The organism is Paenibacillus sp. GCM10023252, assembly GCF_042653305.1.
Classification (GTDB): domain Bacteria; phylum Bacillota; class Bacilli; order Paenibacillales; family Paenibacillaceae; genus Pristimantibacillus.
In genome coordinates, this window is sequence record NZ_JBHSHW010000018.1 from 82362 (window position 1) to 94449 (window position 12088).

Below are 12088 nucleotides of genomic sequence, written 5' to 3' on the forward strand. Positions count from 1 at the left end.
ATGGAGCACAATAAGGATATACTAGTTCGCGGAACGGCTTGGGGCGGCAAGATCCGCGTCTTCGCAGCGCGTACGACCGAGCTGGTGGGCGAGCTGCAGCGCAGGCACGGCACGATGCCAACCGCGACCGCGGCTCTAGGGCGGACCGCAACCGCCGGCGCCATCATGGGTGCTATGCTGAAGGGCGAAGAGAAGCTGACCATTCAGGTGAAGGGCGAAGGTCCTATTGGACAGATCGTCGTGGATGCGAATGCGCATGGGGAAGTCCGCGGCTATGCCGACCACCCGCATGTGCATCTGGCCAGCAATGACAAGGGCAAGCTTGACGTAGCTGGTGCGGTAGGCCGCAGCGGCTACATTCATATTAGCAAGGATCTCGGACTGAAGGAGCCCTACCGTGGAAGTGTCCCCATCATATCAGGGGAGCTGGCGGAGGACTTCACCTATTACTTCGCTGTCTCTGAGCAGACGCCGTCAGCTGTTGGATTAGGGGTACTGGTCGATACGGACGGCTCCGTCATCCATGCTGGAGGGTTCATCGTACAGATTCTTCCCGGACTTACCGATGAAGAGCTGACGAAGCTGGAGCAGGCGGTTGGTATGATTCCGCCGGTAACAGCGCTGCTTGATCAAGGAGAGACGCCGGAGGGCGTGCTGAAGTGGATTGTCGGGGATGATCTCGTTATTCATGATACATTGCCGCTGGCGTTCGCATGCAAGTGTTCATCAGACCGGGTTGAACAGACGCTTGTATCGCTCGGCGAGTCAGAGTTAACTCAAATTATCGAAGACAACGGAAAAGCTGAAGTCGTCTGCCATTTCTGCAACGAGACCTACTCATTCGACCGCACGCAGCTGGAGAAGCTGCTTGATCAGGCGAAGCCGAAGCCGATACAGTAGTCAGGGGCTGGAACAACAATGAGGAGAGACCGGTTGCTGAAGGGGATAGTCATCCTTCAAGCTGTGTGTATGATTGTGCTTGCCGTATTCGTAATAATGAAGCTTATGCCTGCGCAGGACAAGTTGGGTCCGATCGGGGGAGGGCATACAGGCGAGGATGAAGAGCCTGCTGGCCAGCAGGGATCGAACGAGTCCGTCAGTCAGCTGGCCGCCGAGCTGGAGGGCGGCTCGGTGACGATGAAGGAGCTTCAGGACAAGCTGCTGGAGCAGTATGGCGGAGCGGTTCTTCGAACGATGATGCTTCATCGCGCCATCGATCAAGAGGCTGAAGCGCATGGTCTGCAGGTTGATCCGAAGCGGCTGCAGGATGAGCTGACGAGCATGATGGAAGGCTATGAAGACGAAGATAGCTTCTATGCGTTCATGAAGGATCAGCTGGGGTTCTCTCCGGAGGATGTCAGGGAGGATATCAAGTATAAGCTGCTGCTTGAGCAGATCGCTGCAAGATCCGTCCAAGTGACGGAGGAGGAAGTGGCCGAGTACAGGCGTGAGCATGAGAGTGAATACGGACCGAAGACGCAGCTTGGACTCGAATGGATCGTGACCGAGACGAAGGATGAGGCAGATCAGGTGCTGGGGCTGCTTGCGGACGGGGAAGAGTTCGCTGATGTGGCGAGAAGCTATTCCATAGACACGTATACGAAGGAGTCCGGCGGGTCGCTCGGCTTCGTGGACGAGGAGGATCCCTTCTACGCAGGAGAGCTGCTGGATACAGCCAGCCGGCTTCAGACGGGCGAGATTGCGGGTCCCATTGCAACGGAGGACGGTTATGCAATTATTCGATTAGCCGAGCGCAGAGTGACGAAGGGGCTTCAGGGTACGAAGCTGGACGATGAGATACGCAGGAGGCTTACTCTCTCGAAGGCTCAACCGCTCGGTCAGGTCGAAGAGTCTCTGTTGAACAAGTATGGGGCTAGAGTCATAGTTCCGCTTCCATAGGGGATGCTTTTGGCTCACAATGGGTATTGACAACGGATACCAGAGATTGTTAAGATGGAATCAGTTAAACCAACTGATTTAGTCGGAATAAGGAGGCAATCATTCTCATGGCTAGAATTGTACAGAGCGTCACTGAACTTATCGGCGATACACCTCTCGTCCGCTTGAACCGTCTCGTGCCCGAGGGCAGTGCAGAAGTGTATGTTAAGCTGGAGTACCAGAATCCAGGTGCAAGCGTGAAGGACCGTATTGCTATATCAATGATTGAAGTAGCTGAGTCGGAAGGCCGCATTAAGCCAGGCGATACCATTGTAGAGCCTACTAGCGGCAACACGGGTATCGGACTTGCTCTTGTCGCTGCTGCTAAGGGCTACAAGGCGATTCTAGTTATGCCTGAGACGATGAGTATTGAGCGCCGCAACCTGCTTCGCGCTTATGGCGCTGAGCTCGTGCTGACGCCAGGCTCTGAGGGGATGAACGGGGCTGTTCGCAAGGCGGAAGAGCTTGCTGCAGAGAACCCATCGTACTTCATTCCTCAGCAATTCAAGAACCAAGCGAACGTGAAGGTTCACCGCGAGACGACTGGCCCTGAGATTGTCGAAGCCATCAATTCGCTGGACGGCAAGCTGGATGCCTTCATTGCAGGTATTGGTACAGGCGGAACGATCTCCGGTGCAGGTGAAGTGCTGAAGAACAACTTCCCTGACATTAAGATCTACGCAGTGGAGCCAGCAGCATCTCCGATGCTGTCAGGCGGCAAGCCAGGTCCTCACAAGATTCAAGGAATCGGGGCGAACTTCATCCCGGACATCTTGAATCGTGAGATCTATGACGGCGTCATCACGGTAGAGAACGAAGAGTCCTTCGAGTATGCTCGCCGTGCTGCTCGTGAAGAGGGCATTCTGTGCGGAATCTCTTCAGGCGCTGCAATCTATGCCGCTCTGAAGGTTGCTAAGGAGCTGGGTGCAGGCAAGCGTGTCGTTGCCGTACTGGCCTCTAACGGAGAGCGTTACCTGAGCACGCCGCTGTTCAACTTTGAGAACTAATTCTAGTGAGATAGACAAGGGTTCCTGCATCTTGCAGGAACCCTTTCTTTTTGCCCACGTATTCGGTATACTAGCTTCCAATAAGAGAGCCCCTTAAGGGGGAGCGGGAGGGGCAAGTCAGCTTGCAGTCATACGAACAATTAGTCACATTGCCCGAGTGGTTGGCCTGGGCAGAGGAAGGGCGCTACAGCATGCTTCCTGTCGTCATTGTACATAAGCTGCCAGCAGGGGCTTCGCGTATAAGGACGTGGGAGCGGGCTTGGGAGCAAGCCGCCCCTTACTCCTTCGTACTTGAGAGCGGGAAGGACGGCCGATATACGTACTTCGGACTTAGACCGGTATCGGTCATTCGCGGCAACGGAGATCAAGGTGCGGTGACGGATATCGATTGCGGAGGAGAGGCTCGAGCGATAGAGGCCGCGCCGCTGGACGCGGTCAGGCAGTGGATGTCGAGTTATACAGCGCCTAAGCTCGCAGGGGAAGGGCCGAAGTGGACGGGCGGGTGCATAGGCTACTGGAGCTATGATGTCATTCGGTCCATCGAGCGGCTTCCGCATCTGGCAGCTGATGATCTAGGCGTTCCCGATTACCTGTTCATGCAGGTGAATGAGCTATGGGTGATCGACCACGAGCAGGAGCTGATCTATTGCGCCGTGCAGACTCCAGTCTCGGCTGGGACGGGTACTAGTATAGGCACGCTCGGTCAGAAGGGGCATAGCGCCAACACGCATGAGCATGATACTGATGCCGTTCTCATCAGCGACAGCAGTGGCGCTGCCGCCGGAACTAGCTTACAGCAGCGTTATGAGGCTGCGGTACAGCAGGCTCACCGGATGGCTCAGCTATGGGAAGAGCTGTTCGAGACGTCGGCTGGCGGGCGTTACGGTGCGCAGAGCGAGCGGAGGCAGCAAGCCTTGGAGAGGGACAGCACGATGGCGATTGATGTGGAATCGGTCTCGGGCATTCAGTTCTCCTTGCCTAAGGAATCCTTCATGGAGGCTGTGCAGGCTATTCAGAGGTACATTGGACAAGGTGACGTCTTCCAGGTCAATCTGTCCTTAAGGCAGAGCATGCGAACAGAGGCACAGCCGGAGGAGCTGTATGAATGGCTGAGGCTCGTTAACCCTTCCCCGTACATGGGGCTGCTGCGATGCCCGGACTTCCAGCTCGTCAGCGCTTCGCCAGAGCTTCTCGTGGAGAAGCGCGGAGACAGGCTGATTACAAGGCCGATTGCCGGAACGAGGAGGCGCGGCCGCACCGAAGCCGAAGACCGGGAGATGGCGGCAGAGCTGCATAGCAGTGAGAAGGAGCGGGCCGAGCATATTATGCTCGTGGATCTCGAGCGCAATGACTTAGGGAGAATCTCGCGCTATGGCACCGTCGAGGTGAAGGAGCTGATGGTCATCGAGAGCTATTCCCACGTCATGCATCTCGTCTCTCAAGTGGAGGGACAGCTGGCCGAGGGCAAGGATGCTTACGATGTCATTGCAGCGACCTTCCCTGGGGGTACGATAACCGGCGCGCCGAAGATTCGAACGATGGAGATTATCGAAGAGCTTGAGCCTGTGCGCCGCGGACCGTATACAGGATCAATGGGTTGGATTGACTATAACGGCGATATGGAATTTAATATAATTATAAGAACGATGACGGTGAAGGACGGTACGGTTCACATTCAATCCGGAGCAGGTATTGTCATTGATTCGGAGCCGGAACGTGAGTATTACGAGTCGCTAAGCAAGGCCAAGGCGTTATGGAAGGCCATTCAATTCAGCGAGCAGCTCGAAGCAGTGGAAGCAATTGAAGCGATTGAAGGAATTGAAGCAATAGAAGCAGTCGAAGGGGGCGGGGATCTATGATTCTGGTAGTCGATAATTATGATTCTTTTACGTACAACCTGGTTCAGTATCTTGGCGAGCTTGGAGAAGAGATCATCGTGAAGCGCAACGATGAGATAGATCTGGCAGGCATCGAACAATTGGCCCCGGACCATATCCTCATCTCGCCAGGTCCGTGCTCACCTAACGAAGCGGGAATCAGCTTGTCTCTAATTGAGCACTTCAAGGGCAAGATTCCAATCTTCGGCGTATGTCTCGGCCATCAATCGATTGGACAGGCATTCGGCGGAGAGGTTGTGCGTGCGGACAAGCTGATGCACGGCAAGACGTCGGAGATGCACCATGACGGCAAGACGATCTTCGAAGGTGTCCCGTCTCCCTTCACCGCTACACGCTATCATTCGTTAATTGTACGCCGGGAGACGCTGCCAGACTGTCTGGAGATTAGCGCAGAGACGGAGGACGGGGAGATTATGGGACTCCGGCACAAGGAGTATGCCATTGAAGGTGTACAGTTCCACCCCGAGTCCATCATTACGCAGCATGGCCTTACTCTGCTTCGTAACTTCCTCAAGCAGCGCACCGGTGCCGTACAATGAAGCTCGGATATAATGGGTCCGTGATTCCAGCGGGCGACGCCGTGATCTCAGTTTATGATCACGGTTTTTTGTACGGATTAGGGCTGTTCGAGACGTTCCGCACCTATGATGGCACCCCCTTCCTGCTGGACCGGCATCTGCATCGGCTGAGGGAAGGGTGTGCTCAGCTTGGCATCCCATACGATCGCACAGCGGCTGAATTATCGGAGCTCATCTCTAAGCTGCTCGGGGAGAACCGCTTGCAGGATGCGTATGTCAGATTAACGGTCTCCGCGGGGACGGGGGAGCTCGGACTGCCTTCAGGAGATTACACAGCGCCGAATGAGATCATCATGGTCAAGGCGCTTCCTCCAATGAGCGATGAGCTGTACGTGAGCGGGCGGGAGCTGAGGAAGCTGCAGACGAGCAGGAACACTCCTGAAGGCGCTATTCGGTTAAAATCTCTCCATTATATGAATAATATTGTTGCTCGAAAAGAAATGCTGGCCATCGGGGCCGCTGCAGGAGCAGAGGGCTTGATGCTCACCCGTGAAGGCTGGCTGGCCGAAGGCATCGTCAGCAATCTATTCTTCGTCCGCCAGGACCGTGTCATCTGCACGCCTTCAATCGATACCGGCATCCTGCCCGGCATTACAAGAGGGTATGTGCTCGAGCAGGCCGAGCTCGCGGGCCTCCAGACCGAGCAAGGCTTGTATACATGGGATGATCTGCTGGGAGCCGAAGAAGTATGGCTCACTGGCTCGGTGCAGGAGCTTGTCCCGGTGACGAAGCTGACGGATGCGAGCGGTGCGTCGAAGATCGTCGGGGGCGGCAAGTCTGGCCCCGTCCACCGCTTGCTGCTGAGCCGTTATAGGGAAGCTGTCCATCAATAGATGCTTAAGCAGGAGAGGGGAGGTATGAGCCGCATATGAATAGAGCTGAACAGCAATCATCGGTCAGCGAGCCGCCCAAGAGGGAACCGATGCCTGTCGTGGTCGGCAAGCTCCAGCTCTCAGAGGAAGCTGATTCTGGGGCGCGTGGCTTAGAGACACACAGCTCTGGGATAACCAGCTCTGAGGCAAGAGCCGCATCAGAGCTGCCTGTCTCAGCAGCATCAGAACCAGCAGCCAACCCATTCGGCAGGCTCGGGGCCTTCTACCAGCGATCCTATGAGCTGGGCAAGGGCGTTCATCTGGAGCTCGGCAAGCGTACGCTCATCATGGGCATTCTCAACGCGACGCCGGACTCCTTCTCCGATGGAGGCCGCTACCACCATGTCGAAGCCGCGGTAGAACATGCTCGAACGATGGTGGAGGAGGGTGCCGACCTCATTGATATCGGCGGCGAATCGACAAGGCCAGGCTTCGAGCCTGTCTCGCTCGAGGAGGAGCTATCCCGCGTCCTTCCTGTCATTCGCGCCGTCAGACAGGCGCTGCCACATGTCCCGATCTCAATCGATACGTACAAGGCAGAGACGGCCAGACAAGCTCTGGAGGCTGGTGCCCATATCATCAACGATATATGGGGCTTGCAGCATGACTCGGAGATGGCCGCCGTCGCGGCGGCTCATGGCTGCCCTGTCATCATCAGCCACAACCGACCCGCCCGGGACTACGCGGACCTCGTCCCGGACGTGCTCGCCGATCTGCAGCGCAGCATCGGCATCGCCGAGAGCGCCGGCGTCGCGGGCAGCCGGATCTGGCTCGATCCGGGCATCGGCTTCGCCAAGACCTATGACGACAACCTCGCCCTCATGGGCCAGTTGTCGGCCATCACCGCGCTCGGGTACCCGGTGCTCCTGGGTACCTCGCGCAAGCGGTTCATCCGGCAGACGCTGAATCTGCCGGTGGACGAGCTCACCGAAGGCACCGGCGCGACCGTCGCCCTCGGGATTGCGCAAGGCTGCCAGCTCGTGCGGGTGCACGATGTGGCAGCCATGAAGCGGATCGCGTTGATGACCGACGCGATCCTCTATCACCAAGGGAGGTAACACCCGCATGGATACGATGCACTTAAGGAACATGTCCTTCTTCGGCTACCACGGGGTATACCCCGAAGAGAACAAGCTGGGCCAGCGGTATATGGTCGATATCATCCTGAAGCTGGATCTGGAGCAGGCTGCACGGACCGATGACCTGGAAGCGACGATTAATTATGCCGATATTCACGCCTTCACGAAGAAGATTGTCGAAGGGAAGCCCTTCAAGTTAATTGAAGCGCTGTGCGGGAACATTGCATCCCGCGTGCTAGAGAATTATACTATGGTACATGAAGTGACGGTGAAGGTGACGAAGCCGAATCCGCCCTTCGATATTGTGTTCGACGGCGTCACCGTGGAACTGAGCAGAGGTCGGGATAGCCATGGAGGGATCGTTCCCGTCTAGGAATGAAGACGTTCAGCATGAAGCCTATATTGCGCTGGGGGCCAATCTTGGAGACCGCGAAGCTACGCTTATGCGAGCGATAGAGCAGCTTCAGGAGCATGCTGAGATTATCGTTACACGCAGATCAGGGCTCTACGAGACCGACCCGGTCGGTTATACAGAGCAGCCTGCTTTTATGAATATGGTCATTGCCATTCGCACGTCGCTGACGCCGCTGCATCTGCTGCGATTGCTGCTAGGTGTCGAACGTCAGCTGGGGCGAGTGAGGGATATCCGTTGGGGACCGCGGACGATTGATCTGGATCTGCTGCTGTATGACGGGGTAACCATGGAGGAGGAGGAGCTGATGCTTCCCCACCCCCGAATGATGGAACGTTCCTTCGTGCTCGTTCCGCTTCATGATGTTCTGCCCGAACCTCACCCGTTATACCAAGACGTACATGCTGCATCGAGCGCCGCGCTCAGGGATAGGAAGGATGGCATCAAGCTATGGAGAACCATCAATTAGCGCAGAGAGTCCGGGCGTTCCGGAAGCTGAAGGGCTACACCCAGCAGGAGCTTGCCGCGGAGCTGCAGATATCGGTAGCCGTACTGGGCTCCCTCGAGAGAGGCACCAGGAGGCCTGAGCAGAAGCTGCTCGAGCGAATCGCAGATAAGCTGAACATTGACTATAATGAGCTGACAGATTCAGAGCATTCATCATAATTCATGACCTAATCTCGTATAGATGGAGAGGAGCAAGGAGCAACATGCTAACAATCGGAGACATCCAGATGAAGAACAACGTGGTGTTAGCGCCGATGGCTGGCGTGTGCAACCCGGCTTTTCGTCTCATAGCGAAGGAATTCGGAACAGGCCTTGTCTGCGCAGAGATGGTCAGCGACAAGGCGATTCTGCACCGCAACAAGCGCACGCTCGACATGCTGTTTGTAGATGAGAGGGAGAAGCCGCTTAGCTTGCAGATCTTCGGAGGAGACCGCGACTCTCTGGTTGAGGCCGCTAAGGTGGTTGACGAGCAGACGAACGCTGATATCATTGACATTAATATGGGCTGCCCCGTTCCTAAGGTGACGAAGTGCGATGCCGGAGCGCGGTGGCTGCTGGATCCGAACAAGATCTACGAGATGGTGTCCGCTGTCGTTGACGCGGTGAAGAAGCCCGTAACGGTCAAGATGCGCGTAGGCTGGGACAGTGAGCACATCTACGCCGTTGAGAATGCGCAGGCGGTCGAGCGTGCAGGCGGCGCCGCCGTCTCCGTACACGGGCGCACGCGGGAGCAGCTGTATACCGGTCACGCCAACTGGGACATTATAAGGGATGTTAAGCAGTCGGTATCTATTCCCGTTATTGGGAACGGGGACGTCTTCTCTCCTGAAGATGCTAAGCGTCTGCTTGAACACACCGGCTGTGAGGGCGTCATGATTGGACGCGGAGCCTTGGGCAATCCGTGGATGCTCTATCGCACCATTCAATACCTGACGACTGGTGAGCTCCTCCCAGAGCCTGCGCCAGGTGCGAAGATGGAGATTGCCATCTTGCATATGGATCGCCTCATCGAGCTCAAGGGTGAATCAGTGGCCGTTCGAGAGATGCGCAGGCATCTGGCATGGTACCTGAAGGGATTGCCTGGCGGCGCAAGTGTGAAGGATGCCATTATGGAGGAGACTTCCCGTGACCGCCTTGTTCGGATGCTGGAGGATTATGTCGTGTCGCTAGAGCAAGCGGGATCAGTGGAGCAGCCGGCAGTACACTAGCTGGCGCTCCGGTTTTTTTTCACCGATTGTGGGGTAATTGGCTGCGATTGACAATCCTTGTACGATTGAATATAATCAGGCAATATAATCTCGATAAGTTAGAATGTAAGCGTAATAGATGAAGATAACCGTGAATTCATACCAGGTATGAATAATATGCCACATGACAGGAGAATCGGGATAGATGGCTGACAAGGAAATCATTCTGACTCAAGAGGGACTGAAGAAGCTGGAAGAGGAGCTTGAGAATCTCAAGTCCGTCAAGCGCCGCGAAGTTGCGGAGCGAATCAAGGTAGCGATCGGCTACGGCGATATCAGCGAGAACTCCGAGTACGAGGATGCGAAGAACGAGCAGGCTTTCATTGAAGGCCGTATTATTACCCTTGAGAAGATGCTCCGCAACGCGCGGATTATTAATAATGATGAGATTGATATCGATACGGTGAGCATCGGCTCAATCGTGACCGTTGAGGATGTAGAGTACGGCGATACGATGGAGTATGCTATTGTGGGTACGGCGGAATCCGATCCTCTGAAGAACAAGATCTCGAACGAGAGCCCGGTAGGCAAGGCGATCTTGGGTAAGAAGAAGGGCACTATTGTTGAAGTTAACGTCCCGGCCGGCATTATTCAATATAAAATCGTCGACATCAAGAAGTAGATAAGAAGTAGGAAGCAACCCCCGTTATATGACGGAATTGCAGGTTCATATCAACTACAACAAGCTCGAGCGGGAGAGGGTCCGAATATCGCCTTCTCTTCCAATGCGAGGTCTTAAGCTTCCTTATGGAAGCTTTTTTGCTAATATAGGATAAGTTGCGGAGTTACGCTATAATGGTTGAATAATGATAGTGGTGTTAAGGGAGATGAATGGTGTTGGAGCACGAGAACAATGAACAACAGCAAGAGCAAGAGTTAAGTGAGCTGCTGCAGATTCGCAGAGATAAGCTGGACGGGCTGCGCGAGCTTGGGGTCGATCCGTTCGGCCGCCGATTCGAGCGTTCCCATCAAGCGAAGGATCTGCTCACTGCCTATGAAGAGACAAGCAAGGAAGATCTTGAAGCGCAGGCGTTCGAGGTTAGCATCGCCGGCCGGATCATGCAGAAGCGGGGCATGGGCAAGGCAGCCTTCGCCCACATTCAGGATCTGAGCGGACGCATACAGATCTATGTGCGCAAGGATACGGTGGAAGAGAATAAGTACGCGGCCTTCGACATGCTCGACATCGGGGATATCGTCGGTGTGCGCGGCGTCGTCTTCAAGACCAATACCGGCGAGGTATCGGTGAAGGCGAAGGATATTGAGGTATTGACGAAGTCGCTGCTTCCTCTGCCGGACAAGTTCCATGGCCTGAAGGATGTCGAGCTTCGCTACCGTCAGCGGTACGTAGACCTGATCGTGAGCCCGGAAGTTCAGCAGACGTTCATCAGCCGTTCGAGGATTATCCAGTCGATGCGTCGTTACCTGGATTCCCGCGGGTACCTGGAGGTCGAGACGCCAACCCTGCATTCCATAGCTGGAGGAGCTGCGGCTCGTCCGTTCGTCACCCATCACAATGCGCTGGATATGCAGCTGTACATGCGGATCGCGATTGAGCTTCATCTGAAGCGTCTAATCGTTGGCGGTCTGGAGAAGGTATACGAGATTGGCCGCGTCTATCGGAATGAAGGCATCTCCACCCGTCACAACCCCGAGTTCACGATGATTGAGCTGTACGAAGCCTACGCAGATTATCGCGATATTATGTCTCTGACAGAGAATCTAATCGCTCATATTGCCGAAGAGGTATTCGGTACAACGAAGATTACGTATCAGGGCCAAGAGATTGACCTGACGCCGGAATGGCGCCGCGTCTCCATGGTTGATCTGGTGAAGGAAGTAACCGGAGTAGACTTCGGCGCGGAGATGAGCGACGAGGAAGCCCACCGCCTGGCGAAGGAGCACAAGGTTCCGGTGGAGGCGCATATGACCTTCGGCCATATTCTGAACGCCTTCTTCGAGCAGTTCTGCGAGCATACGCTCATTCAGCCGACGTTCGTTACGGGACACCCTGTAGCAATCTCGCCCTTGGCCAAAAAAAGCGAAAAAGACGGCCGCTTCACCGACCGCTTCGAACTGTTCATCGTCGCTCGTGAGCATGCCAATGCATTCACCGAGCTCAATGACCCGATCGATCAGCGCGAGCGGTTCGAATCGCAGCTCGTTGAGCGCGAGCACGGCAATGACGAAGCGCATGAGATGGACGACGACTTCATCCGCGCGCTTGAGTACGGCATGCCGCCTACTGGCGGGCTAGGTATCGGGATTGACCGCCTAGTCATGCTGCTAACGGACGCACCGTCCATTCGTGATGTCCTGTTGTTCCCTCATATGCGCGAGCGCGCAGGCGAATAGGCCATATAGAGAGCCGTTCAGGAACGTTCCTGAACGGCTCTCTTCTATAGTAGGAATGCGAGTGTGAAGGTGGTCTTTCCACGCTTTTAGAATTTATTCATTTATTTTATAAAAAACACTTGCAATGCAATAGGCATCCGTGATATATTATTTCTTGTCGCCGCTGAGGTAAACGCGAACGACACACAAGAAACA

13 protein-coding genes are annotated in these 12088 nt (G+C 55.3%); all 13 read left to right on the top strand.

The genetic code is table 11. From position 1 onward, the window contains the following. Positions 1 to 900: an Hsp33 family molecular chaperone HslO gene (gene hslO, locus ACFO9Q_RS10610; RefSeq protein ID WP_379181616.1), complete on the top strand. Its 900-nt coding sequence runs from the start codon at positions 1 to 3 to the stop codon at positions 898 to 900. A 33-nt stretch (positions 901 to 933) separates the two neighbouring features. After that, the gene (locus tag ACFO9Q_RS10615; protein ID WP_379181618.1) at positions 934 to 1899 is read left to right on the top strand and encodes a peptidylprolyl isomerase; all 966 of its coding nucleotides are present in this window, start codon (positions 934 to 936) and stop codon (positions 1897 to 1899) included. A gap of 107 nt (positions 1900 to 2006) precedes the next feature. Then, positions 2007 to 2945: a cysteine synthase A gene (gene cysK / locus ACFO9Q_RS10620; protein WP_379181620.1), complete on the top strand. Its 939-nt coding sequence runs from the start codon at positions 2007 to 2009 to the stop codon at positions 2943 to 2945. A gap of 191 nt (positions 2946 to 3136) precedes the next feature. Beyond that, complete coding sequence (locus ACFO9Q_RS10625; protein WP_379181655.1) at positions 3137 to 4804, top strand: anthranilate synthase component I family protein; 1668 nt, start codon at positions 3137 to 3139, stop codon at positions 4802 to 4804. Next, positions 4801 to 5382: an aminodeoxychorismate/anthranilate synthase component II gene (gene pabA, locus ACFO9Q_RS10630; RefSeq protein ID WP_379181622.1), complete on the top strand. Its 582-nt coding sequence runs from the start codon at positions 4801 to 4803 to the stop codon at positions 5380 to 5382. The genes ACFO9Q_RS10625 and pabA overlap by 4 nt, the downstream gene beginning before the upstream one ends. 41 nt (positions 5383 to 5423) lie before the next feature. Then, on the top strand, positions 5424 to 6254 hold the full coding sequence (locus ACFO9Q_RS10635) for an aminotransferase class IV (protein ID WP_379181624.1): 831 nt from the start codon (positions 5424 to 5426) through the stop codon (positions 6252 to 6254). A 35-nt stretch (positions 6255 to 6289) separates the two neighbouring features. Then, positions 6290 to 7351 carry a dihydropteroate synthase gene (folP, locus tag ACFO9Q_RS10640; protein WP_379181626.1) on the top strand — a complete coding sequence of 354 codons (1062 nt, stop codon included), beginning with the start codon at positions 6290 to 6292 and terminating at the stop codon, positions 7349 to 7351. 7 nt (positions 7352 to 7358) lie between these two features. Next, the gene (folB, locus tag ACFO9Q_RS10645) at positions 7359 to 7745 is read left to right on the top strand and encodes a dihydroneopterin aldolase (protein WP_379181628.1); all 387 of its coding nucleotides are present in this window, start codon (positions 7359 to 7361) and stop codon (positions 7743 to 7745) included. Continuing rightward, a complete protein-coding gene (folK, locus tag ACFO9Q_RS10650; protein WP_379181630.1) occupies positions 7723 to 8253 on the top strand; it encodes a 2-amino-4-hydroxy-6-hydroxymethyldihydropteridine diphosphokinase in 531 nt (176 codons plus the stop codon). Before folB ends, folK begins: the two co-directional genes overlap by 23 nt. Then, positions 8235 to 8450, top strand: coding sequence for a helix-turn-helix domain-containing protein (locus ACFO9Q_RS10655; RefSeq protein ID WP_379181632.1), 216 nt, complete (start codon positions 8235 to 8237; stop codon positions 8448 to 8450). The genes folK and ACFO9Q_RS10655 overlap by 19 nt, the downstream gene beginning before the upstream one ends. Before the next feature lie 44 nt (positions 8451 to 8494). Continuing rightward, positions 8495 to 9499: a tRNA dihydrouridine synthase DusB gene (dusB, locus tag ACFO9Q_RS10660; RefSeq protein ID WP_379181634.1), complete on the top strand. Its 1005-nt coding sequence runs from the start codon at positions 8495 to 8497 to the stop codon at positions 9497 to 9499. Between the two features lie 184 nt (positions 9500 to 9683). Further along, complete coding sequence (greA, locus tag ACFO9Q_RS10665; RefSeq protein ID WP_379181636.1) at positions 9684 to 10160, top strand: transcription elongation factor GreA; 477 nt, start codon at positions 9684 to 9686, stop codon at positions 10158 to 10160. Positions 10161 to 10369: 209 nt separating this feature from the next. Further along, a complete protein-coding gene (lysS, locus tag ACFO9Q_RS10670) occupies positions 10370 to 11893 on the top strand; it encodes a lysine--tRNA ligase (protein ID WP_379181638.1) in 1524 nt (507 codons plus the stop codon). Positions 11894 to 12088 lie beyond the last annotated feature (195 nt).